The following is a 22,981-nucleotide window of genomic DNA, read 5'->3' on the forward strand; positions in this document are numbered from 1 at the left end:
GAATTAGTGACTTATGTAAGTAAGTGATTAGAAACGATAGCAGTAAATATGACTAAATAAAACAGATGTATGAAGCATCATTATACTACATTTTTACTTTGTTTTTTTTTGAGCCTTTACGGATACGGTCAAGTTTTTGTGGAAATTTCGGAAAGTGTAAACTTTAGTTTTTCAAACACTATCCAGTTTGGTACTGGCGTCTCTTTTTGTGACTTTGATAATGATGGTTGGGATGATATTACAGTATCTGGAGATGATGAAGAGCCTATAGGATTTTTTAGAAATGTGAATGGTGTTTTTGAAGAAGTGACCTTTGAGCTTGAACAACTCCCTATGTCTTTAAAACAAGCTGTTTGGATTGATTTTGATAATGATGGGGATAAAGATCTTTTTGTTGCTAGTGAAGAATATAAAAATAGGCTTTACAGAAATGACGACTTTATATTTACTGATATTACAGTAGCAGCAGGGATTCCTGATATGCCACTTAAGACTAATAGTGGTTCTTGGGGAGATTTTGATAATGATGGAGATTTAGATCTTTTTTTAAGTAATAGAGATTTAAATCAGGTTATACCTAATATGTTATTTAGAAATAATGGAGATGGAACCTTTGAAAATGTCAATCAATTATCTGAGATTGGCGATGTGAGTAAGATTACTTTTCAGGGCACTTTTTTTGATTATAATAATGACGGATGGTTAGATATTTATCTTATTAATGACAGGAAAGTAACGGCTAATATTTTATACCATAATAATGGAGATGGGACATTTACTGATGTCACAGAAGAAGCAGAGGTTGGATATGTCATGGATGCAATGTCAGTGGGGCTAGATGATTATAATGCAGATGGCTTTATAGATGCTTATATAACCAATACTGCTTATGACGAAGATTTTCCTGTTCCAGCCAATGCACTTATGAAAAACAATGGGGATGGGACTTTTTCAGAAATAGCAATTCCAGCTGGCGTTAGTTTTGATAGGACATCTTGGGGAGCAAATTTTGTAGATATGAATAATGATGGACGTCTCGATTTATATGTAAGTGGTTTTGATGATACAAATGTTAATGGAGAAGTGTCGGCAGCATTTTATTACCAGAATGAAGACACATCATTTACCAGAATTCTGAGTAATGGTTTTGAAACAGATTTAGCACATTCATATGGTAATGCATCAGGAGATTTTGATAATGATGGGTATTTAGATATTGTTGTGGCAAATAGAGAGCCTTATACATTTGACTTATGGAATAATAAGTATTATCAACTGTTATTCAATAACTGGTTAAAAGTAAGCCTTGAAGGTGTAGAAAGTAACCGTGATGGTTATGGTTCAAGAATAGAAATCAGTATCAATGGAGAAAAACAATATAGAGTAACGACTAGCGTAGAGAGTTACTTAAGCCAAAATTCTGATGTTGAAACTTTTGGAGTCGGGGAAGCCACTGTCATTGATTATGTAAAGGTTACTTGGTTAAGTGGTCATATAGATCTAATAGAAGATGTTAGTGCTAATCAAACCTTAACCATTGTAGAAGGCCAATCACCGCTTACCATAGAAGATGTTCAAACTGATTTTGATATACAATTATATCCCAATCCAACGGAAGATATCATTACTATAAAAATAGCAGAATTTATAGTAGGGAATAGCAAAATTAAAATACACAATGTGTTAGGACAACTTGTAGCTACTCATGTTATACAAGAGAACGAAATGGTATTATCTACTTCTAACTTTTATAAAGGGACTTACTTTGTATCCTTCTATATGGGGAATGAACATGTTACTACCAAAATAATAATGAAAATATAACAACTTCTAGGAGACAGCTGAGATAGCTTATATACTTTTTTTAATAAACGCTTCATTCACTTCATGAATGCCGTCAAAAACTTCAATCTGTAATCGATCTCCAAAGAGTGCAGTACCTTTTAATTGTTGTTCAGTTTTACGTGCTTCATTGATATATTCATCTTTATCACCATAAAGATAGATTACTTTTGTGGTGGGAGCTAAATATTCAAAATGCAGAGGTGTTAATTCATGTGGAATGGCACCAGAGTGGAGTAGGAGTTGTTTGCAATCTATCTTTCGGCTACTTGCCCAGCGCGTTACAATAGAAACGCCCTGTGAGTATCCCATCAAGATGAGGTTAATGTGTTGTTCTTCCCATTTTTTAGATTCGGTTGCCCAGACGGCATCGATGTAGGTAAGTACATTTTCTTTTTCTAAAGCTGTATTTTCCTTGGTGAGCCAACTCGCACCTACATACTTAAAACGTTTGTCTTGATAGTATTTGCTAGCGGCTTGTGGTGCAATTATATAATTTTCATCAAGATTCAATCCTTCAAAATGCTTGATGAAATACCGACTAAGATGTCCCATTCCATGAAAAGCAAGCCATACATTTTTGGTTTTTGGCGTGAATGCATTCAGGGTGCTGTAGGTATTGGTATGTGTGTATGTAATTTGGTTTTCTGGCATTTTTTATAGCTTTTTGCGAACCTCCTGCTGGCAGGCAGGAGCGCACTAAGAGTGTTTATTCAGTATAATTAAGTGCTAAGGTCTTTAAAAATAGTTGCTTTAATCTCGTCCCATTCTTCCCGTAAAATCCCATAACAGGCAGAACTTCGTCTAAAACCGTCTCTAGTCAACGTATCTTTACGTAAAACTCCCTCCAAGACGCCTCCAATTTTTTCAACTGCACGGCGTGATCGCATATTACGCTCATCTATCCGAAACTCCACTCTCTCAAAGTACAGCTTTTCAAAGGCATAACTCAGCATTAAGAATTTGATGTGGTGATTGAGTCCGCTTCCGCGAAAATCGTCTCCCAACCACGTCCATCCAATCTGTACGACCTTATTTTTCTTGTCTATATTTCCGAAGCGTGTGCTTCCTGCAAAACGTTCCAGTTTTTTGTCATAAATAATAAATGGCAATGAAAGTCCTTGCTCTTTTTTTTCAAAAGCCTCATTCATATATTTTTTTAACTTTTTGGGTGTAGAAATATCTGAAGCTCCATATTTATATAAGTCTACTTGCTTAGAAAGCGGTAGTAAATCTCTGTAGTGAAAGGGCTCAAGCGGCAGTAATTTTGCGCGTTTATTTTTTAAGGTCTTTGCTTTCATAAATAGATATCATACTATAAAAATATGATATCTATTTATAATAATAGATATTATAGTTGTTTTAAATTCCTAGTATCTTAGCATCTACTCTAAAAACAGTTTCTATATTGATTTGATGGTTTTCAGAAATAACTTCATCGGTAATTGTTTCTGTACGAAGGGTATAGTTTTCTTGACGGACATAGTCAAGTAATTCTATATTTTCAATATCTAACTCAAGTGTTTTAGAATTATTTTCAGGGATAGTTATAGCAGAGGCTATTAATATTTCTTCAAAGCCATCAGCTCTAATAAATATTCTAATTTCATTTAAAAAATTAAAATCACCTTCATCAGGTGTTATAATTTCCATTTTTAATCTACGAAGTTTGATACTCTCTACTAGATCTACTCTTGTATTATTATTGTCAAATTCTTGCTCTGAATTTGTTTCAACCTCTGGTGAGATGATATTTATGGGTAAATCTAAAACTGTAGATGATTCAATGATAATATTGGTGTCGTAGGTTAAATCAAATTTGGTTAGTTCATCGACAACATCACAAGAATTCAGAAATCCAGAGATAAAAATAATGGCTAATAATTTTTTATACATAATGATAAGGGTTTATTTATTTATATTAACGAAATTTGACTAATTACGGTTTTTTTTAAAATTAATTTTTAACATAATTTTGTGAATTTGAATAAGCAACAAATCCTAGACAGACTTGCTCAAAGTTGTAAAAATACGCTCATGGAAACGCTAGAAATCAAGTATATTGATTTTGGCGAAGATTTTCTTGTAGCACAAATGCCTGTAACTCCTAGAGTACATCAACCCGATGGTGTATTGCATGGTGGCGCTATGGTAGCCCTTGCAGAAAGCGTAGGAAGTGCTGCTAGTTTTATGTTTCTGGATGGAGAAAATATGTACGTGCGCGGTATTGAAATTTCAGCAAACCACGTGAAGAGTAAACGTGAAGGAATGGTATATGCAAAAGCAACGTTTATTCATAAAGGTCGTACCACGCAATTATGGAATATTGATGTGGTTGATGAAGAGGATATGCTGATTTCAAAAGTAAAATTGACGACAATCGCATTACCTAAAAAATAATGACAGAAGCTTCTTTTTTTAAATATATTACACGACAGTTTGAAGATGCACTTCCCTTTGTAGTGTATAGAAAACCAGAGGGTAACCATCTCCAAAGTTTCTATCAAGAAGATGATGTATTACATTATGTCAAAGATTTTACAGAGAGCGGATTTGCTTTTGCCCCCTTTGATAATGTCCAAAAAACGTGTATAATTCCAGATACACATCAGATCCTTTGTGAATGGAAGGCTTCAGCTTCAGCTCTTTCTCAAACTAATTCGAAGGTACGACTTCCTAAAGAAGATCTATCTCATAAAAATGCTCATATTGCATTAGTGCAGAAAGCAATAGACACAATCCAAGCAGGGTTGTTGAAGAAGGTTGTGCTTTCGCGAAAGCGTACTTTTCCAGATGCATTGCAAGACCCTATCGCTGTGTTTAAAAAATTATTAGATACCTATACAAGCGCCTTTGTTTATATCTGGTATCATCCTAACGTTGGGTTATGGCTAGGGGCTACTCCAGAAACCTTACTGCAAGTAAAAAATAGAATTGTACATACGATGTCTCTTGCAGGGACTCAAAAATATATATCTGACACTCCTGTTTTTTGGGGTGCTAAGGAGAAAGAAGAGCAACAATTGGTGACAGATACCATCGTTTCTCGATTAAAACCGCTAACCAAAGATCTTACTGTTGGTGAAACAGAGAGTCATCGTGCTGGGAATTTATGGCATTTAAAAACAACAATTTCAGCACGTTTAGAGACAAGTGAAGTGTCTTTGGATGAAGTAATTAAAGTATTACATCCCACACCCGCAGTTTGTGGACTTCCAGTTGAGAGCGCTAAAAGATTTATTAGAGAAAACGAAAATTACGACCGTTCTTACTACACAGGTTTTTTAGGAGAACTCAATCTAAAAAGGGAGATGACCCGATCTAAGACACGACGTAATGTAGAAAATCTTGCGTATCGAAGTATACAAAAACAGACACATCTTTTTGTGAATTTACGTTGTATGGAGCACACGGCTATGGGGACTCAAATATATGTAGGAGGAGGCATCACAGGGGCAAGTATTCCTGAATCAGAATGGGAAGAGACAAGGCATAAATTAGAAACCATGGGGCGTGTTTTGTTTTAATATATTTTGCTGAAATATGCTTAGAGAGTCGTATTTTTATAGAATTAAATGAAACACTCCAAAATACCCGTAGCACAATCTATCGTTAGTCTTTGCTTGAGTAAAGGAATAACGCAAGTAGTCATTTCTCCCGGCTCTCGTAATGCTCCACTAACTATTGAATTTACAAAAAATCCAACGATAAAATCGTATAGTATTGTAGATGAGCGGTGTGCTGCTTTTTTTGGATTAGGGATTGCACAACAAACTCGAAAACCAGTCGCATTAGTATGTACATCAGGGAGTGCCTTATTGAATTACTACCCAGCGATAGCAGAAGCGTTTTATAGTGATATACCCCTTGTAGTCATAAGTGCAGACAGGCCTGTAGAACGTATAGATATAGGCGACGGACAAACCATCAGACAGAAGAATGTATTTGAAAATCATATCATGTATTCTGCAAATTTATATTCAGAGATTGTCCCTGTAGAAACGATTACAGATAAGCATTTACTTCAGAAGATTGTAGAGAGTAGGCGTCATAATGAGCAAGAGATTAATAAAGCACTCAATATGGCAATTGAGCATAATGGACCTGTGCATATTAATGTCCCTTTTTATGAGCCACTGTATGAAATGATTGAAGAAAAAACAGTGACACCTATAGATATAGCACCACGTCCTATTGAACAGGAAATTACAGAAGAGGAATTACAGCCTTTTATTGATATATGGAATGCAACGCCCCGTAAAATGGTTTTGGTAGGTGTAAATCCGCCAGGAGTTTTAGAGCAAGAAATCATAGCGTGGCTTGGTACTGATCCATCAGTGATTGTCTTTACAGAAACCACTTCAAATATGGAGCATCCTCATTTTTTTACACGTATCGATAATATGATAGGTTCGCTAGATGATGAAGGATTTAAACAACTACAGCCAGATATTTTACTCACCTTTGGAGGAATGGTTATTTCAAAAAAGATTAAAGCTTTTTTGAGAACGTACCAACCCAAACACCATTGGCATATTGATGCTAAAAAAGCATACGACACCTATTTTTGCTTAAATAAGCATTTTGAAATCGAGCCTAATGCCTTTTTTAGTAAGATGATGCTCAGGGTATCTCAAGGAAAGAGTGACTATAAATTATATTGGTTAGGCATACGAGCCAAACGAGATCAATTGCATACCTCTTATATAGAACAGATGCCGTGGTGTGATTTTAAAGCTTTTGATCATATATTGTCTTCTATACCTGATCATTCAATGTTGCAAATAGGGAATAGTAGTGCTGTGCGATATGCACAACTATTTGATATTAATAAAACCTTGCAGGTGTATTGTAATAGAGGTACTAGTGGGATTGATGGAAGTACAAGTACAGCCATAGGAGCAGCAGTAGCTACAGAATTACCAACGACTTTTATCACGGGTGATCTGAGCTTTTTTTACGATAGTAACGCGCTTTGGAATGCCTATATTCCTCAAGATTTTAAGATCATAGTCATTAATAACAGTGGAGGAGGTATTTTTAGAATTTTACCAAATAGAGATAAAAACACTGATAATTTTGATACTTTTTTTGAAACCACACACCAATTAACAGCAAAACAGTTGTGTGCCATGTATGGGGTTAAATATCTCACAGCAAACAATGAAGAAGAATGCGTGTTGGCAAAAGAAGCATTATATGCATCAAACAGTCAACCTACGTTGTTAGAAATCTTCACACCGCGCAAAATCAACGATGAAGTGCTCTTAAACTACTTTAAACATATCAAATGAAAAAATATTGGTTAAGTATTAGAAAATATTTTATCTTTAAGAACAATTAATATTAAATCAAACAAGTAACTTTATCATTATGAGTAAAAGAGACGATCTCATCGCAAAATATGCAGATGATTTAAAAAACAAGTGTGGAATGACTCCTGACATGGATCTTCTTACAAAAGTAACAATAGGTTGCGGACCATCTATTTATAATGCTGATGCAGCGACCGTATCTGGAAGTGATGAGGGTGAACTCGCTACAGTTAAAAATAATTTTTTAGTAAAAAAATTAGGACTTAGTGACGGACCAGAATTAGATAGTGCAATTGCAAGTGTCATTGATACATACGGAAAATCTAACCGTAGTAAATATCGTGCAGTTGTATATTATATGCTTACAAAGCATTTCAAAAAAGAATCTGTATATAATTAATAGGCTACTTAACTAACCAACCTATTTTTAAAACGCTTTGACGATAATACATTGTCAAAGCGTTTTTTGATGGAACTAATCGTATTTTTGTAGCTTATTTGCAGTTTATGTTAGAAATAGGAAAATACCATACAATGAGAATTGACAGGGAGACAGAGCCAGGTCTCTTTTTGTCTAACGAAGCAGGTGATGATGTATTATTACCTAATAAATATGTTCCCGACGAATATAAAATATGGGATGAGCTAGAGGTGTATGTATACCTTGATCATGAAGAGCGACCTGTAGCCACAACATTAAAACCTTATATAGAACTTAATAGTTTTGGATATTTGCGTTGTACTACGGTTTCAGATATAGGGGCCTTCTTAGATTGGGGATTAGAAAAAGAACTCTTTGTTCCTTTTGCACAACAAGCAAGACCTATGAAGGTAGGGAGTTGGTATATTGTTTATATGTACCTAGATGAAAAAACAAATAGACTCGCCGCTACTAGTAAAACGATAAAGTACCTCTCTAATGATACACTAGATCTTAAAAAGTTTGATAAAGTAAGTTTACTAATCTCTCACATCACGGATAGAGGAGCAAATGCTATTGTCAATTCAAAACATAAAGGCTTAATTTATAAGGAAGATATTTTTGAAGATATACGCACAGGAGATCAGTTAGAGGGATGGGTAAAAAAAATCCGACCAGATGGTAAAATAGATATTGTGCTTCAGGAAGAAGGTTATAAAAGCATAGAACCTAATGCACAATATATTTATGAGGAGTTAGCGGCAAATGATGGTTTTCTCCCGTTGCATGATAAATCTGATCCAGAAGACATACAATCTCAATTAGGACTGAGTAAAAAGAGCTTCAAGAAAGCAATAGGCACCTTATATAAAGATCAAAAAATTCTTATCAAAGAAGATGGGATTTACAGTGTGGAGTAGAGGAATAACTCTTTAATATTGAGGATTATTAGCTGCATAAGAGGCAGCGCAATACGCTGAAAATACAGTACCTCCATTGGAAGGTTTGTATGCTATATTTTTTACATCAATACTGCTATTTCCCCAAAACGTTTGTGAATTGCCATTATCTAAAAGAGCAATTGCAATCACTGGGTTTTTGATGTTTTTGGCAGCAAAACTACTTTGTACGGTATATATTAAGGATCGATTAGCGTTGTATATTTCCTGTCTTGATCTAGAATCAAAAGGCTTTATCCGAGAGGGAATCTGCTCATTATTTGCACTATAAGAAAGGATACTTCGAGGGCTACTGGTGAGTGTTAATGCTTTTATATTAAAACCAGTTTTCTCAACATCTAAATTTTGACTAAAACTCAAAATGGGAAGAAAAAGTAATAGGAAAAGTATTTTTTTCATAGTGTGATTTTCTAGAGACAATTTAATCATAAACGCCAAAAATCACACCATCTTTAACATGCATTTGTTAAACTTCTAGATACAGATGCTATCGCTTTGTCTAATGAATCACACAAGACCGCTTCGCAGTTCGTATATATTTTCTTTTCAAAGTTAAATGTTTTTGTGGTCTCCTCATCATACGTCACCACAGCAGTAGGATATATTTTTTGAGCAAATGGTCGTGCTTTCATAAAATCGGCTACTTTTACCGTATATTTATGAATTCTGTTTGAAATATAACCAAATGATTCCTTGTGCTCACTATAAGAGTTAAGATAGTGATAGAGTTGAACAAAACAATCAAAATCTATGATAGCATCAGCTTTGAATTCTGAAACTAAGAAGTCTTCAAAGACATAAATAGTCCCATAATCGAGTTTGTGAATTTTTTTTACCTCTTTACAAACCGTCGAATTTTCTAAATACATACCCTAAATATTTATTAGAGAGCAAAGATACCATACATTTTATTTACTATGCGTGCATAGTAAATAAAATGTAATCAAATCGATATAATGTAAGAATTAACCGATTAAATACATAAACATCAATGATTATAGAGTCGATTTGTTTATGATTTGATTTTTTTTGAAATTGACTTGGGTAGCCCATCTTTGTGCATTAATACAGAAATTGCTTTGAGTCGGATGTAGGAAGCGCTCATATATACATATCCATCGTAAGCAGTTCTATCAGCGTCTGTTCCCCAAGAATTTTTTACTTTATAGTAAATCGTTCCATATTGATCTGTTGCTTTTCCTGTGATATGCATTAGATGGTCATCAGTTGTATTGTAATTTTCAAACTCGTCCTGACGGTATTGTTGGTTAATTACTTTTTCTTTCTCAGGTCCTAATACAGCCAATTTTGGATTTTCACTCTGTGCAGGAATCACAGCCACCCCTTGTTTTGAAGAAAATGTTAATTCGCTTACATCACAATCTAATGTAATGGTAAAGCCATTTTCTAATGCATGGTCAATGTTTTGCATAAATTCATCTAACGGCACATTATAAAATGATCCGTTAGAGAAGTTATCAGGAATATTTAAGATAAAGGATTCGTAAAAAGGAGCGTGGGTAAACGATGTTAAGGAGATATAATTGCTAGGCTTTATGCCCATAGCATTTGCAAAATCATGAGGTGTGTAGGTTTTATCTTCATAAGAAAAAGTAGTTAAAGGAGCTCCTAAGTATGTATCAAGAACTGCATTAACCGCAGGCTTCCATTTTTTACTTAGTTTTCTCCCTGGATTATCCACATACGTAGTAAGCATAGCTTCCAATACCGCAACCATCTCAGCGTGATTGTGTTTATTTTCAGTAGGAGCAAGCCCTGTGTAGGCATTTACGGGGACAAGTCCATATTTTGCCACGCTATAAATTACGTCATGTGCCAGTCCTCCTTCACTAAACTGTGCTTTCCCTTGCCTCATGACATAATTTTCTGCTTTGAGAGGGTATGTAGTCCGTACAGTATACATTTCAGAAAGGTCTACGTTCTTTCCTGTGATTCGTTTGATCTCACTTTCTAGAAATGATGAGGTAGAAAAACTCCAACAGGTGCCTGTATTTCCTTGACTTATGACAGGTGTGGCTTCGAGATGGATCAAGTCTGTAAATACATAAGGTGCTGCTGTGTCTTGGGCTAAGACCGCTTTCGCAAAAGCAAAAACAAGAATAATGCAAATGGTGAACTTTTTCATTTCTGTGAATACGAATAAAGGGTTATTTTTACGCTAAAATAGCATTTATGAAGACTCCTAACTGGAAAACAGCCAAAGAATATACAGATATTACCTATAAAAAGTGCGACGGCGTTGCTAGAATAGCGTTTAATAGACCTAATGTTCGTAACGCATTTCGCCCCAAAACAACTAGCGAATTATACGATGCCTTTTACGATGCTAATGAAGATACATCTATTGGTGTGGTTTTGTTATCTGCCGAAGGACCTTCTACCAAAGACGGAGTTTATAGTTTTTGTAGTGGAGGCGATCAAAAAGCTAGAGGAAAAGAAGGGTATGTGGGGGATGACGGTTATCATAGACTTAATATTCTAGAAGTACAACGATTGATTCGTTTTATGCCTAAAGCGGTCATTGCTGTCGTGCCAGGATGGGCGGTAGGAGGTGGACATAGTTTACATGTGGTTTGCGACCTTACCCTAGCGAGTAAAGAGCATGCTATTTTTAAACAAACGGATGCTGATGTAACGAGCTTTGATGGGGGGTACGGATCTGCATATTTAGCCAAAATGGTAGGACAGAAAAAAGCGAGAGAGATTTTCTTTTTAGGGCGTAATTATTCAGCACAAGAAGCTTATGAGATGGGGATGGTCAATGCTGTGATTCCTCATGAAGATTTAGAAAATACCGCCTATGAATGGGCACAAGAAATTCTTGCTAAATCGCCTATTTCTATAAAAATGCTCAAGTTTGCGATGAACCTTACAGACGATGGTATGGTAGGACAACAAGTGTTTGCGGGAGAGGCCACACGCCTTGCGTATATGACAGACGAAGCTATAGAAGGAAGAAATGCATTTTTAGAAAAACGCGCTCCTAATTTTGAGAAAAAATGGATTCCTTAAATCTGTTATTCAGAAGACTCTTCTAGAAATGTATTAAGACGTTTTGTGAACTTTTCTGCACCTTGTGGACTCAAGTGATTGTTGTCTCTATGATCTTTTATATAATAGCTATCTCTTGAGTCTGAGCTTATATACCGTACCTTATAATCAGAAGTAATTACTGATAGTATACTATCTCTTCTTTGTAAGACTTCAGGAATTCTTAGTTCTTTAAACCGTTTTGTAGTTGGAGTTTCTACAAGAATGATGGTGTAGTTTTGTTGGACACAAAAGTCTAACATTGCTCTTAATTTTTCTATATTTTCAGGAATAAATTCTGGATGAGGTTCCTTTGGGGCAATATGAACGGGTTGCTCAGAAATAGAGAGGCTGTCGTATGCAAATTTGTAAAATAATGATGTACTCACATCTCTATTATATCCATACTCGTTACAGTCTATGTAACTTATGCCTCTTTTATATTCATTTGTTTTAGCAGCATAATATTCTGGATAACTTATGTATAGTAGGTTGTCTTTAAAATAGGTAAACTTATCAGAAACAGTCGCGCCAAAATAATACCGATACATACTATTTTTCCAGGTTTCTTTTTGGTTAGGGGCTGTTTCAAAATGCCCATAAGAAATAGGGATAATGACTGTTTTTAAGGAAGGAAGTGTGGGGCCAAGATGTTCTAGTAGTTTGGAGCTTACGTAATAATCTTGATCTGGAAAGGCAATGTTTAACGCTTTTTGCGATAAGAACTCAGGGTTAATAGCATCTCTATTTTGAGAGGCACCAAGGACTAAAATTTCAATATCATCCTGATATTTTTTATAAAAATCAGATTTTATTTTTGGAGTAAGCGGTAGGTTACGTGTTGTATTCTCAATAATAGCGTAGCCTATAATCACAGGGATAAAAAAAAGACAGGTCTGTATGATAAATTTTTTAATCATTAAAACTGAAAATAAATAAATTCTTCCTGTGGTCGCCCATATCTGATAATAGCAAATATAATACAGTAATAAATTCCCCATCGCAGTATTTTGGGAAATATACCTTCTAGATGAGTCAATGGATGTGCATATTTTTTTCTCCACACTTCTGCGATAATCATGATTACAAGGAAGATGATTTTTCGACCGATAATGGCATCAAAATCATAGAAGAGAATATTTTGAGTAATAATTTCTTTAAGCATACCCACCGCTTTTTCTAGGGAGCTTGCGCGAAAGAAAATAAGGGAGACCACCAAGAAGGTGACCGTATAAAACTTAGACCAAAATACCCCAGTTTCTAGCCATTGGTGTAATTTTATTCTTTTTCCTTTGTAAGGAATGGTAATTCCTTCAATAATGATTAGGATTCCGTGTAATAGCCCAAAGCATAGATAAGTCCAATTGGCTCCATGCCACAAGCCTATAAGCCCCATGGTAAGTAGGAGGCCTATTATTTTTTTTGATGATTTAGAAAGAAAACCAAGTCCTTTCCATCGCACAAAAGGAACATATACATAATCCTGAAACCATTTGGATAAGGTAATATGCCAAGTACGCCAAAAGCCAGTCACGCTATTGGCTAAATAGGGTAATTTAAAATTGATGCTTAAGTCAAAGCCAAACAATTTGGCCGTACCTATCGCAATATCTGAGTACCCAGAAAAATCTGCATATAGCTGAAATAAGAATAAAAAAGCACCATATATAATGGTAAGCGAGCCATAGTTTTCGGGATGATCGTAAATAGCAAATACTGCGACACCAATAGTATCTGCGACAACAATCTTCTTAAAGAGTCCCCACAACACTTGTCGCAGGCCGTCTTTGGCTTTATTAATCTCAAACGTACGTTTCTTACTAAACTGAGGTAATAATTTACTAGCCCGCTCTATAGGTCCCGCCACCAACTGCGGGAAGAAACTCACAAAACATAAAAATTTCAATACATCTTGAGAGGGGGCTATTTTTTTGCGATACACATCCACCGTGTATCCTATAGTTTGGAAGGTGTAAAAACTCAATCCTACCGGAATAATGATGTCTAAGGTCGTAAAGGTATTCTCTGGAATCTCAAAAAGGCTTTTAAGAGTGTCTAAGAAGAAATTATAATACTTAAATACAAATAAAACCCCTAGATTCCAGGTAAGGCTACTATATAGCCAGAGTCGTTTTTTTTGTTGTGTTTTTGCCTTATGAATGTATTTTCCAGCATAAAAATCTACGAGAGAGCTTGCCAATATGAGCAGTAAGAAACGCCAGTCCCACACGCCGTAGAAAAAGTAACTCGCAGCTAATAATAGGAGATTTTGGTTTTGTATGCGTTTATTTCCTATACTCCAGTATAAGATAAAGACAATAGGTAGGAACAGTCCAAAATCAAAAGAATTAAATAACACGGGGTTGGTAGGGTTTGCTCGCGAAGATAAAAAATAGAATGCGAATGGCTATACGTTCTCAAAAAAGAACAAAAAATAAAGGCTATCAAATATTGATAGCCCTTAAATCATATTTTAATAATTTATTTTAGTTTCCTGAGATAGTTACATTGTCAAATGCAACATCTTCATCAGCAGCATCAAGTTGTGCCATAATAATGCGAACGTTCATAGTAGAGCCCGCTACAGCAAATGTAGCTTCATGTTGAGAAAAAGCAGCAGATATTTCAGCACCATTTCCCGTACTATCTAAATTAGTATCTACACGAGGTGTACCAGCAGTGCTAGAAGGTATTCCTGATGATTCAATAGCAAAGACAGAAGTCCAAGATGCACCAGCATCAAATGAATATTCTATACGTACAGATGAGTCTAAATCCCAATCTTCATTTCCATCACTAGCATTAGCTTCTGCAAAAAAGGCACTTACAGTAATATTTGATAATCCAGAAGTGTTAATACCTTCCCAGTTTATCGAAGTTACGTCTAAACCTGTAAGAGGGCTTGGAGCATCAATTGCATCTGAGTCTCCAGATCCAAAAAAGCGTGTTCCTTGGATGTTTGAAAATCCTACCATGTCCGCTGTCTCAAAGTCAGCTAACGCAACTCGACCAAAATAATCTTCAAATTCAATCTCATCAGTATCTTCAGGAAGTACAGTTCCAGTAGCAGGATCTCTTAATATATATCCTACGGTACTATCTTCAAAATCTTCAAAAATTAATGTTGTCAGTGGTGGTGGGCAATCTCCACCACTATTACTAGCAAAAGTACCTCCTACAGTTCCTATGGTAGATGCTTGCCAAGTCCAAGTACCAGATACTGTTGAACAGTTATTAGGTCCTGAAGGGCCATTATCAAATGTATGCGTTCCAGACCAAGTTACAGGACCACCCCCTGGATTAAAAGCAGTACCAGTTGACCCTGGAATTACACCACTGTTGAGATTACAGGTAGTTTGACCTCCATTAACGACACATCCTGATTGTGTAGCTATTCCATTGTATATAGTCCCTCCAAGGGTAGTTTGTGATGTTATTGTAGAATTACCAGACATGTCTGGCGCTGCAATTACAAGATTAAATGTTTGTGTTAACATATTGTCTAGAGGAGGTGGGCACATAGTACATACGTACGTTCCTAAAACGGGATTTAATGGGTCTCTTTCTGTACTTTGCCCTACTAAAATAGCACTTTCGTTTCCTCTAAAAGTAACTGTGTTTACTTCCATGATTTCTCCTTCTTCTCCCGTAGTCATTACAAAAGAAAGATCATTAGAGTTAAACGTTAATTCTTTTCTATTCCCCAGATCTGTAATTTGATCAGTATCGATCATGACGATTTCTCCAGTAGATAGGGTAAGTGTTCCTGAAGCAGATAGGTTATCTTCAGCAAGTGTCACATCAAGTGTACCTCTGATTTGACCATCTGCAGTAGTAAATACTCCTTTATAGTTTTCAAGAACTATATCAAGGTTAGTACCTTCATTAGGTGTTGTTTCTTCTTCAACACTACATGCAATACATAGCATGGTGATAAAGGCGAGTGTGAGTAATTTTTTCATGATTAATTTAAAATAGGTTAATAGTTTCAAGTGCTAAAATACTTTTTTTAATTTATAAATCATACTATCAGCGCCTTAACATATCAGGTTTCTCAATATATTAGGGGAGAAACATAGGATATGTAAAGCACTATATGAGCTTATACAGTATTAAAAGTAGGTGTGATGACTATGCATATTCTTCCCTTAGTGTCTACACCAATGTATTATTATGGCAAAAATAGGAAGATCACATCACAAAAAAACGGGTACAAATACCCGTTTTTCTAAGTTATATGTTTAGGATATGTGGTCTATCATAATCTCTAAGAGTCCAATGGCAGCTTCACTTATTTTGGTGCCTGGTCCAAAAACAGCAACCGCGCCGGCATCAAATAGAAATTGATAATCTTGTTGTGGGATGACTCCACCTACAATGACCATAATATCGGGACGTCCTAGTTTGGTGAGTTCTTCGATTACTTTAGGAACTAAGGTTTTATGTCCTGCCGCAAGTGAAGACACGCCCAAGATATGGACATCATTTTCCATGGCTTGTTTTGCGGCTTCTTTCGGGGTTTGAAATAAGGGTCCTATATCGACATCAAATCCAATATCAGCATACCCTGTAGCGACTACTTTAGCACCTCTGTCATGTCCGTCCTGACCCATTTTGGCAATCATAATACGAGGACGCCTGCCATCGAGTTCGGCAAATTGGTTGGCAAGTTGTTTTGCTTTCGCGAAAGCGGGATCCTTTTTAATCTCTTTACTATACACGCCACTAAATGATTTTATGGTTGCTTTATGTCTGCCATAGATTTTTTCTAGTGCCTCTGAAATCTCTCCCAAGGTAGCACGCTCACGGGCAGCAATCACAGCGAGTGCCAAGAGATTGTCATTACCAGATCTAGCAGCTTCTGTCAAGTTGGTAAGCGCTTGGGTGACTTTCGCTGTATCTCGTTGTTCTTTTATGGTAGCAAGGCGCGCAAGTTGTCCGTCACGTACCTTTGTATTATCTACTTCGCGGATGCTGAGAAACTCCTCTTCATCCAATCGGTATGTATTGACACCTACGATACTATCTTGTCCGCTATCAATACGTGCTTGTTTACGGGCAGCCGCTTCTTCTATACGTAATTTGGGGATGCCTGCTTCGATGGCTTTGGTCATGCCGCCTAGATCTTCAACTTCCTGAATTAACTCCCATGCTTTATGAGCAATTGAATCGGTCAGGGATTCTACATAATAGCTTCCTGCCCATGGATCTACAGTACGTGTAATTTTGGTTTCCGTTTGCAGGTATATCTGTGTATTACGGGCAATACGTGCCGAAAAATCGGTGGGTAATGCAATGGCTTCATCCAGTGCATTGGTATGTAAACTTTGCGTACCACCTAGGGCAGCCGCGGTGGCTTCAATACAGGTACGGGCTACATTATTAAAAGGGTCTTGTTCTGTAAGACTCCATCCACTGGTTTGGCAATGGGTTCTAAGCGCAAGTGATTTTGGATTTTTAGGGTTGAATTGTGCGACGAGTTTTGCCCATAGCATTCGTGCGGCACGCATTTTTGCCACTTCCATAAAATGATTCATCCCAATCGCCCAAAAAAAGGACAACCGTGGTGCAAAAGTGTCGATATCCATACCAGCTTTCAATCCTGTACGGATATATTCTAAACCATCTGCCAGCGTATATGCCAACTCAATATCACAGGTAGCTCCTGCTTCTTGCATGTGGTACCCAGAGATGGAAATAGAATTGAATTTAGGCATCTCCTTTGAAGTATACTCAAAAATATCAGAGATAATTCGCATGGAAGGGGTAGGTGGGTAGATATAGGTATTACGCACCATAAATTCCTTCAAAATATCATTCTGTATGGTTCCTGAGAGTTTTTCTGGAGAAACACCTTGTTCTTCGGCTGCGACAATATAAAAAGCCATGATAGGGAGTACCGCTCCATTCATGGTCATTGATACAGACATTTGATCGAGTGGAATTTGATCGAAGAGGAGTTTCATGTCTTCTACAGAGTCGATGGCGACTCCTGCTTTTCCTACATCGCCTTCTACACGCTCATGATCGCTGTCATATCCTCGGTGTGTAGCAAGGTCAAAGGCTACCGAAAGTCCTTTTTGCCCAGCGTCAAGATTGCGTCGGTAAAAAGCATTACTCTCTTCGGCGGTAGAAAAGCCTGCGTATTGGCGAATGGTCCAAGGTCTGCGAACATACATCGTACTATACGGTCCTCTTAAATGAGGGGCAATGCCTGCCACAAAATCCAAGTGCTCTAGATCTTTTATGTCTTCTTTTGTGTACGTTTTCTTAAGATCAATTGTTTCGGCTGTGGGTGTTACTTCTTTCCCTCCATCTAGCGTAGGTGTGGTTGCTAAAGCGTCTAATGTAATATGGTCTACCTTTTTTCGTGTCATTTATTTTACTTCGATTCTTGAGGGGTACTATTGAGAATATGCTGGTAATAGCCGTCTAAAGCTATGTATAACGCTAGATACCGATCTTTGTCTGCGTCACGTCCAAAGTTCCTAAAGCGTGAATTAAAGAGTTTTGGATCCATCGTTTTTGTATCTATAAGCGCATTTATCGTTCTTTTTAGATCTTCATCTTTGATGTTATTGATGATGCATTTTACGGTTGGGTGCTCGTAATTAAGATGACTTGGTGTTTTATTTTCAATCAGAATATTTTCAGCGATCAGTGCGTCTATGACGGGGCGGGTATTTTCTGAGATAATTTCTTCATATTTTGCAGATCCATCCATTCCTCGGTATACAAAAGCGCCATAACCTTTTATTTTACTCTTGTTGATGGAGTCATACTTCATGATTAAGTCGTTTTCAAAACTGTACAAAGCTTCGTTTAGTAAAGCATCTTGTGTTTGATTGCAAGCAATTACTTGGGGTTGATCTGCGAATTTAAAATCGAATGTAGGTTTCTGATTACAGCTTATGATAGTGATTGTTGCTACAATTAAAAATACAATTTTCTTCATGGGTACTTTTTAAGAATTTAAATTATACTTCGGTTTTAAGACGTTCTTGCTCCATAGCTTCCGATAAACGACGTTTAATGATGGGTGCTATGAGGGTTTTTCTAGGTTTTGTTTTTACGAACGGATAGCGTTCTAAGCTATCTTTCATCCTGTCGTTTGGGTTCGGATGTTTATTGGTGCCTAGAAGAATCTTTTCTTGGGAGTCAAATTGTGCTTGTTCTTTTTGAGCACTTTCTTTGATTTTACGTTGTATAGTGCCTTCCTTAAGTTGCTTTAAGAACCCGCCTTGTTTTTCGATGTCTTTAAAGAGGGCTAATGCTTTTTCAGCTAATTGTTTGGTGATAGCTTCAATGTAATAGGTTCCGTCTGATGGATTACTGACCGCATCAAAATAGCTTTCTTCTTTTAGAATAATCAGTTGGTTGCGGGAGATGCGTTGTCCAAAATCATTTCTCTTGTGATAGATCTCATCATACGGCATATTTACAATGGTATCTGCGCCGCCTAAAATCGCGCTCATGGCTTCGGTGGTGGTGCGAAGCATATTGGTGTTATAGTCGTAAATGGTTTTATTACGACGTGTGGGTCTGGCAATGATGTGGGTTGTGATCGCCGTTTCTCCGGCAGGCAAGCTTTTCGCGAAAGCGTACTCATGCACCAAAACAGCTATTAATTGCCTAAGGGCACGAAGTTTTGCTATCTCAAAAAAGTAATGAGATCCTACGGCGACTTGAAACGTAATCGAGGGAACGGCAACGCTCAACGTTTCTGCATGCATCAGGTATTCATTAACATGAGCAAGACCATAGGCAAGTTGTTGTACCATGTTTGCGCCTGCGTTTTGATACAAATCAATGTCTACAGAAAGGGTGTTTTTTTGGTGTTTTAAAATACTGTCCAGAATACGATGGTCTTCTTTTAGATTGTGATACCAATTCCCTTCTTCGGCAAGGTGGTGGATGGGGTCTATGTTTAGATAGATCTCCCGATCTCCTGCTTCTTGAATGAGTTGTGTATAAAAAGCCTCATCTAGAAAGTGTAATGTAAAGTAGAGAGGTGATGCTTTCTGAGTAAGTGACTTGAATAATTGCGAGATATCAAATGGAGCATCTGCTATAAAATACAGGGCTTCTGTTCCGGAAGCAATGCAGTCATTTGCTATACGAGCTGCTTTGTTGGCATTTGTAATAAAGATATCTTCAGCAATCGACCAATGTGAGGGTGTGCCGGGAACTTCTAAAAATTCTTGCGCTTCATCTCTGTGATAAAAGGGTTTAATGTCGATCCCTTCATTGGTATGTGAGATGAGGGTGTCATTATAAGAAGCACCTTTTAAATCAAACTGTATTTTTTGTTTGAAGGCTTTTGAAGACACGGGGTCAAAATTGGAAAATAGAGTATTCTTTGTCATTTTTTCTGGAGGCTATCTTCGTATTCTATGATGTAAATATCTTCGTCGTCTTTTTTCATGAGGTATTCTTCACGGGCAAAGCGTTCTATCCCTGCGCTATCTTCAAGGTTTTTGATTTGCGTTTGATCTTCTTTGATTTTGCTTTCAAAATGTTCTTGGTTTCCTTTTAGTTTGTCTATGTCTTGGTTAAGTTCGTGATGAATAAGCCAAGAGTTGCCATCAAACCAGAACATCCATACCACAAAGATGAGAAGTATAAGCACGTATTTATTGCTTATAATTTTAAACCATTTTTTATGTTTCAATGATTTGAATCCCATAAGTACGAAGATACTAAAATGCTTACGATAAGCGCTCATTAATTATGGTACGTACAATATCTACAGCGACCGTGTTGTACCTGTTATTTGGAATAATGATGTCTGCAAATTCTTTTGTAGGCTCAATAAATTGCTGATGCATAGGTTTGAGGGTGTTTTGGTAACGACTTAGGACTTCTTCAAGATCTCGCCCTCGCTCTGCAATATCACGTTTTAAACGACGAATCAGGCGTTCATCACTATCGGCATGTACAAATATTTTGATATCAAATAAATCACGAATGGAAGGATCTGTAAGGATCAAAATACCTTCAACCACAATTACTTTTTTAGGGTGTGTGGTGACGGTCTCATCGGTTCTGTTGTGTTCTACAAAGGAATAGACGGGTTGTTCTATAGATGCACCTTTGCGTAATTCTGCCAGATGACCGCAGAGTAATGTGAAGTCAATGGAGTTGGGATGATCAAAGTTGACTTTGGTTCTTGACTCGTAGTCAAGGTGGGAAAGGTCCTTGTAGTAGGAGTCTTGTGATATGATGGTTACTTCACCAGGAGGGCTTTCGGATATAATTTTATTGACAACGGTGGTTTTTCCACTTCCGGTTCCACCTCCTATTCCTATGATGAGCATACGTTTGGTTATTTTGGTTCAAAGGTAGAAAAAACAAATAGAGACATCAATAATGATAACTTCATTATTTTCTTTTTTTCATCACCAAAAATAACATTTATAAATAGCATTGATTTTAAGTACCCACTAGTGATTTTATCATTGGGTATTTAATGCCTCGTATAAATAGATAGCTGTTTTGTGTCTACTCAACAATCACGGTATTTTTGAACTCTTGTGAAATTGCAAAATAACCCAGTGCAAAATTATTGGGCCTACCTACGTTATCAAAGATATCTATATTATCGATGCCTTCTGCATTTAAAATGTTTCCGCGTACGGTAGATACAGGTACTTGAAAAGGACCTCCGTCAGTTAGATCACTTTGGGTGATGAGTTGTTCCATATAATTATAGAAGGTTTCATCGGCTCCTAGGATACTAATGGTTACTTCGTCACCTGTTTCTAATGGAAAATCTTCTCCGTCATAAAAATAGGAGAATTCAAAATCTTGACCTGGGAAAAAAGTATCTTCTACGGTTAGGAATTCGCCAAAATCAAAATCAAATATGTAAAAGTCTTCTCTGTCTGGAGTATCTGTAAAAGAGATGATAAATTCTTTGTCGTTTTCATCAAACAAGGTGTCGTCTCCTTGAACAATACTATTTATAGGTGTTGTGGGAGCAAAAGAGGTTCTTGCTAAATACAACTCATCTTGGTATCTCACGGTAAAGACATACACAGGGTTTGGGTTGGTAAGAAAACTGGTTAAGATTTTGTTGTCGGGAGATACGGGTGATACCGTTGTTGGAAATGGGCGGTATAATCCAGGTTCTCCAGGTACAGGCTCGTAAGGTACAAAAGCACCGCTTTCTTCATTCATAATCTGCATAGTTTCTATCTCTGCAGGTTGTATTTCTCCAAAAAAGGAAGAGGATAAAGAAACTCTGATATTGGCTTCGGTGAGATCTTGTGCGGTATCTACACGTATCAAAGCATCTACGATAAGTCGTGGTGGTTCTGAGTCTAAATCTACGTCAACCACATCTTCGCAATTAGTGAAGGTAAAGAGGATGAACATTAAAAAGATTATTTTTTTCATTTGTTTCTTATGTTGTGTACACTTTCGCACCTGCCTGCCGGCAGACAGTAATGCATACGTATTCTATTATTCTATAGTAATACTGGTTTTAAATTCCTGTGATACTGCAAAGTAGCCAAGAACAAATTCTTGGGGCCTGCCTACATTATCAAAAATATTGATATTATCTACTCCCTCTGCTTTTAAAAAGTTACCGCGAACGGTGGTTACGGGTACTTGAAAAGGGCCACCTTCTGTAAGATCACTTTGCTCAATAAGAAGTCCCATATAATTATAAAAGGACTCATCGGCTCCTAGAATACTAATATTTGCGACATCTCCTGCTTCTAAATTGGTATCATAGAAATAAGAAAAATCAAATTGCTGATCCTGGAAAAAGCGATCTTCTATGGTTAGAAATTCGGTGAAATCAAAATCAAATATGTAAAAATTATCTTGCTGAGGGATATCTGTAAATGTGACAATTACTTCGGTGTCATCTTCATCGAATAAGATACCATCTCCTTGCTCAACAGCATCTATAGGTGGTGCAGGAGCAAATCGTGTTTCGGCTAAGTAGAGTTCGTCTTCAAATTCAAAGGTGAGAATGAGTCTTCCATCTAAGAAAAAATCATTGGGCACTATCCCGCTCGGATCTGGACCTCCTTCATCAGTTCCAGGAACATATTCATTAGGGTTATCAGGATCTTGTGTAAGAAACACAACGCCTTCTGCGGTTGTAATATCTTCATTCACAAGTTGCATACGTGTCAACGGAGTAGGGGTGATTTCATCAAAAAATGCTCCTGTCGTACTAGCTTTAAAGCGAACAGGCGAGGCATTTTCTTCCAGATTGAGACGAATCAATGCATCCACCACAAGTCTAGGTTGTGGTGTTGGTAAATCTACATCAACAACATCTTCACAGCTGGTGAAAAACATGGTTAATAGTAAAATGTAAATGACCTGTCTCATTATTTTTGAATTAACTGGTACGCTTTCGCGAAAGCGTAAAC

General features: G+C 36.9%; 23 protein-coding genes. 7 read left to right on the top strand and 16 right to left on the bottom strand.

The window, feature by feature from the left end:
- The first annotated feature begins 69 nt into the window (after positions 1 to 69).
- The gene (locus ACFO3O_RS10235) at positions 70 to 1,824 is read left to right on the top strand and encodes a T9SS type A sorting domain-containing protein (RefSeq protein ID WP_379978511.1); all 1,755 of its coding nucleotides are present in this window, start codon (positions 70 to 72) and stop codon (positions 1,822 to 1,824) included.
- Positions 1,825 to 1,851: 27 nt separating this feature from the next.
- Here the strand turns inward: ACFO3O_RS10235 and ACFO3O_RS10240 are convergent, their stop codons facing one another.
- From ACFO3O_RS10240 to ACFO3O_RS10250, 3 genes are all read right to left on the bottom strand, one after another.
- The gene (locus ACFO3O_RS10240; protein WP_379978512.1) at positions 1,852 to 2,496 is read right to left on the bottom strand and encodes an alpha/beta hydrolase; all 645 of its coding nucleotides are present in this window, start codon (positions 2,494 to 2,496) and stop codon (positions 1,852 to 1,854) included.
- Between the two features lie 68 nt (positions 2,497 to 2,564).
- The gene (locus ACFO3O_RS10245; protein WP_379978513.1) at positions 2,565 to 3,143 is read right to left on the bottom strand and encodes a GNAT family N-acetyltransferase; all 579 of its coding nucleotides are present in this window, start codon (positions 3,141 to 3,143) and stop codon (positions 2,565 to 2,567) included.
- A 61-nt stretch (positions 3,144 to 3,204) separates the two neighbouring features.
- Positions 3,205 to 3,738, bottom strand: a complete 534-nt coding sequence (locus ACFO3O_RS10250) for a hypothetical protein (protein WP_379978514.1) — start codon at positions 3,736 to 3,738, stop codon at positions 3,205 to 3,207.
- 141 nt (positions 3,739 to 3,879) lie between these two features.
- On the opposite strand from ACFO3O_RS10250, the gene ACFO3O_RS10255 reads away from it, so the two are divergent.
- The 5 genes from ACFO3O_RS10255 to ACFO3O_RS10275 all read left to right on the top strand — a co-directional run bounded on the left by ACFO3O_RS10255 (position 3,880) and on the right by ACFO3O_RS10275 (position 8,498).
- A complete protein-coding gene (locus tag ACFO3O_RS10255) occupies positions 3,880 to 4,242 on the top strand; it encodes a hotdog fold thioesterase (protein WP_379978607.1) in 363 nt (120 codons plus the stop codon).
- Positions 4,242 to 5,369 carry a chorismate-binding protein gene (locus ACFO3O_RS10260; protein ID WP_379978515.1) on the top strand — a complete coding sequence of 376 codons (1,128 nt, stop codon included), beginning with the start codon at positions 4,242 to 4,244 and terminating at the stop codon, positions 5,367 to 5,369. Before ACFO3O_RS10255 ends, ACFO3O_RS10260 begins: the two co-directional genes overlap by 1 nt.
- 48 nt (positions 5,370 to 5,417) lie before the next feature.
- Positions 5,418 to 7,136 (top strand): 2-succinyl-5-enolpyruvyl-6-hydroxy-3-cyclohexene-1-carboxylic-acid synthase, encoded by a 1,719-nt coding sequence (gene menD, locus ACFO3O_RS10265; RefSeq protein WP_379978516.1) that lies wholly within the window; start codon positions 5,418 to 5,420, stop codon positions 7,134 to 7,136.
- A gap of 79 nt (positions 7,137 to 7,215) precedes the next feature.
- Positions 7,216 to 7,557: a DUF2853 family protein gene (locus ACFO3O_RS10270; RefSeq protein WP_379978517.1), complete on the top strand. Its 342-nt coding sequence runs from the start codon at positions 7,216 to 7,218 to the stop codon at positions 7,555 to 7,557.
- Between the two features lie 107 nt (positions 7,558 to 7,664).
- The gene (locus ACFO3O_RS10275; RefSeq protein ID WP_379978518.1) at positions 7,665 to 8,498 is read left to right on the top strand and encodes a CvfB family protein; all 834 of its coding nucleotides are present in this window, start codon (positions 7,665 to 7,667) and stop codon (positions 8,496 to 8,498) included.
- Between the two features lie 12 nt (positions 8,499 to 8,510).
- On the opposite strand, the gene ACFO3O_RS10280 is transcribed toward ACFO3O_RS10275, so the two are convergent.
- The 3 genes from ACFO3O_RS10280 to ACFO3O_RS10290 all read right to left on the bottom strand — a co-directional run bounded on the left by ACFO3O_RS10280 (position 8,511) and on the right by ACFO3O_RS10290 (position 10,683).
- On the bottom strand, positions 8,511 to 8,936 hold the full coding sequence (locus tag ACFO3O_RS10280) for a hypothetical protein (protein WP_379978519.1): 426 nt from the start codon (positions 8,934 to 8,936) through the stop codon (positions 8,511 to 8,513).
- Between the two features lie 53 nt (positions 8,937 to 8,989).
- A complete protein-coding gene (locus ACFO3O_RS10285; RefSeq protein WP_379978520.1) occupies positions 8,990 to 9,406 on the bottom strand; it encodes a hypothetical protein in 417 nt (138 codons plus the stop codon).
- Between the two features lie 143 nt (positions 9,407 to 9,549).
- A complete protein-coding gene (locus tag ACFO3O_RS10290) occupies positions 9,550 to 10,683 on the bottom strand; it encodes a C1 family peptidase (protein WP_379978521.1) in 1,134 nt (377 codons plus the stop codon).
- A 47-nt stretch (positions 10,684 to 10,730) separates the two neighbouring features.
- Between ACFO3O_RS10290 and ACFO3O_RS10295 the strand changes: the two genes are divergently transcribed.
- The gene (locus tag ACFO3O_RS10295; RefSeq protein ID WP_379978522.1) at positions 10,731 to 11,570 is read left to right on the top strand and encodes a 1,4-dihydroxy-2-naphthoyl-CoA synthase; all 840 of its coding nucleotides are present in this window, start codon (positions 10,731 to 10,733) and stop codon (positions 11,568 to 11,570) included.
- 5 nt (positions 11,571 to 11,575) lie between these two features.
- Here ACFO3O_RS10295 and ACFO3O_RS10300 read toward each other — a convergent pair whose 3' ends face one another.
- From ACFO3O_RS10300 to ACFO3O_RS10345, 10 genes are all read right to left on the bottom strand, one after another.
- Entirely contained in the window at positions 11,576 to 12,508 is a 933-nt protein-coding gene (locus ACFO3O_RS10300; protein WP_379978523.1) for a hypothetical protein, read from the bottom strand.
- Positions 12,508 to 13,947 (bottom strand): MBOAT family O-acyltransferase, encoded by a 1,440-nt coding sequence (locus ACFO3O_RS10305; protein ID WP_379978524.1) that lies wholly within the window; start codon positions 13,945 to 13,947, stop codon positions 12,508 to 12,510. The genes ACFO3O_RS10300 and ACFO3O_RS10305 overlap by 1 nt, the downstream gene beginning before the upstream one ends.
- A gap of 127 nt (positions 13,948 to 14,074) precedes the next feature.
- Positions 14,075 to 15,550 (bottom strand): hypothetical protein, encoded by a 1,476-nt coding sequence (locus ACFO3O_RS10310; RefSeq protein ID WP_379978525.1) that lies wholly within the window; start codon positions 15,548 to 15,550, stop codon positions 14,075 to 14,077.
- A 279-nt stretch (positions 15,551 to 15,829) separates the two neighbouring features.
- On the bottom strand, positions 15,830 to 17,965 hold the full coding sequence (gene scpA / locus ACFO3O_RS10315) for a methylmalonyl-CoA mutase (protein WP_379978526.1): 2,136 nt from the start codon (positions 17,963 to 17,965) through the stop codon (positions 15,830 to 15,832).
- Positions 17,966 to 17,970: 5 nt separating this feature from the next.
- The gene (locus ACFO3O_RS10320; RefSeq protein ID WP_379978527.1) at positions 17,971 to 18,543 is read right to left on the bottom strand and encodes a hypothetical protein; all 573 of its coding nucleotides are present in this window, start codon (positions 18,541 to 18,543) and stop codon (positions 17,971 to 17,973) included.
- Between the two features lie 22 nt (positions 18,544 to 18,565).
- Positions 18,566 to 19,954, bottom strand: a complete 1,389-nt coding sequence (locus ACFO3O_RS10325) for a methylmalonyl-CoA mutase subunit beta (RefSeq protein ID WP_379978528.1) — start codon at positions 19,952 to 19,954, stop codon at positions 18,566 to 18,568.
- Positions 19,951 to 20,274 carry an FtsB family cell division protein gene (locus ACFO3O_RS10330; protein ID WP_379978529.1) on the bottom strand — a complete coding sequence of 108 codons (324 nt, stop codon included), beginning with the start codon at positions 20,272 to 20,274 and terminating at the stop codon, positions 19,951 to 19,953. Before ACFO3O_RS10330 ends, ACFO3O_RS10325 begins: the two co-directional genes overlap by 4 nt.
- Positions 20,275 to 20,296: 22 nt before the next feature.
- The gene (udk, locus tag ACFO3O_RS10335) at positions 20,297 to 20,905 is read right to left on the bottom strand and encodes a uridine kinase (RefSeq protein WP_379978530.1); all 609 of its coding nucleotides are present in this window, start codon (positions 20,903 to 20,905) and stop codon (positions 20,297 to 20,299) included.
- Between the two features lie 184 nt (positions 20,906 to 21,089).
- Complete coding sequence (locus ACFO3O_RS10340; protein ID WP_379978531.1) at positions 21,090 to 21,986, bottom strand: DUF4249 family protein; 897 nt, start codon at positions 21,984 to 21,986, stop codon at positions 21,090 to 21,092.
- 66 nt (positions 21,987 to 22,052) lie between these two features.
- The gene (locus tag ACFO3O_RS10345) at positions 22,053 to 22,940 is read right to left on the bottom strand and encodes a DUF4249 domain-containing protein (RefSeq protein ID WP_379978532.1); all 888 of its coding nucleotides are present in this window, start codon (positions 22,938 to 22,940) and stop codon (positions 22,053 to 22,055) included.
- Between the last annotated feature and the right edge of the window lie 41 nt (positions 22,941 to 22,981).

This window comes from Dokdonia ponticola (genome assembly GCF_042653865.1).
Taxonomy (GTDB): Bacteria; Bacteroidota; Bacteroidia; order Flavobacteriales; family Flavobacteriaceae; genus Dokdonia; species Dokdonia ponticola.

Coding starts and splice junctions, on each gene's coding strand:
- ACFO3O_RS10235 (WP_379978511.1), top strand. CDS start 70: ATGAAGCATCATTATACTACATTTTTACTTTGTTTTTTTTTGAGCCTT.
- ACFO3O_RS10240 (WP_379978512.1), bottom strand. CDS start 2,496: ATGCCAGAAAACCAAATTACATACACACATACCAATACCTACAGCACC.
- ACFO3O_RS10245 (WP_379978513.1), bottom strand. CDS start 3,143: ATGAAAGCAAAGACCTTAAAAAATAAACGCGCAAAATTACTGCCGCTT.
- ACFO3O_RS10250 (WP_379978514.1), bottom strand. CDS start 3,738: ATGTATAAAAAATTATTAGCCATTATTTTTATCTCTGGATTTCTGAAT.
- ACFO3O_RS10255 (WP_379978607.1), top strand. CDS start 3,880: ATGGAAACGCTAGAAATCAAGTATATTGATTTTGGCGAAGATTTTCTT.
- ACFO3O_RS10260 (WP_379978515.1), top strand. CDS start 4,242: ATGACAGAAGCTTCTTTTTTTAAATATATTACACGACAGTTTGAAGAT.
- menD (WP_379978516.1), top strand. CDS start 5,418: ATGAAACACTCCAAAATACCCGTAGCACAATCTATCGTTAGTCTTTGC.
- ACFO3O_RS10270 (WP_379978517.1), top strand. CDS start 7,216: ATGAGTAAAAGAGACGATCTCATCGCAAAATATGCAGATGATTTAAAA.
- ACFO3O_RS10275 (WP_379978518.1), top strand. CDS start 7,665: ATGTTAGAAATAGGAAAATACCATACAATGAGAATTGACAGGGAGACA.
- ACFO3O_RS10280 (WP_379978519.1), bottom strand. CDS start 8,936: ATGAAAAAAATACTTTTCCTATTACTTTTTCTTCCCATTTTGAGTTTT.
- ACFO3O_RS10285 (WP_379978520.1), bottom strand. CDS start 9,406: ATGTATTTAGAAAATTCGACGGTTTGTAAAGAGGTAAAAAAAATTCAC.
- ACFO3O_RS10290 (WP_379978521.1), bottom strand. CDS start 10,683: ATGAAAAAGTTCACCATTTGCATTATTCTTGTTTTTGCTTTTGCGAAA.
- ACFO3O_RS10295 (WP_379978522.1), top strand. CDS start 10,731: ATGAAGACTCCTAACTGGAAAACAGCCAAAGAATATACAGATATTACC.
- ACFO3O_RS10300 (WP_379978523.1), bottom strand. CDS start 12,508: ATGATTAAAAAATTTATCATACAGACCTGTCTTTTTTTTATCCCTGTG.
- ACFO3O_RS10310 (WP_379978525.1), bottom strand. CDS start 15,550: ATGAAAAAATTACTCACACTCGCCTTTATCACCATGCTATGTATTGCA.
- scpA (WP_379978526.1), bottom strand. CDS start 17,965: ATGACACGAAAAAAGGTAGACCATATTACATTAGACGCTTTAGCAACC.
- ACFO3O_RS10320 (WP_379978527.1), bottom strand. CDS start 18,543: ATGAAGAAAATTGTATTTTTAATTGTAGCAACAATCACTATCATAAGC.
- ACFO3O_RS10325 (WP_379978528.1), bottom strand. CDS start 19,954: ATGACAAAGAATACTCTATTTTCCAATTTTGACCCCGTGTCTTCAAAA.
- ACFO3O_RS10330 (WP_379978529.1), bottom strand. CDS start 20,274: ATGGGATTCAAATCATTGAAACATAAAAAATGGTTTAAAATTATAAGC.
- udk (WP_379978530.1), bottom strand. CDS start 20,905: ATGCTCATCATAGGAATAGGAGGTGGAACCGGAAGTGGAAAAACCACC.
- ACFO3O_RS10340 (WP_379978531.1), bottom strand. CDS start 21,986: ATGAAAAAAATAATCTTTTTAATGTTCATCCTCTTTACCTTCACTAAT.
- ACFO3O_RS10345 (WP_379978532.1), bottom strand. CDS start 22,940: ATGAGACAGGTCATTTACATTTTACTATTAACCATGTTTTTCACCAGC.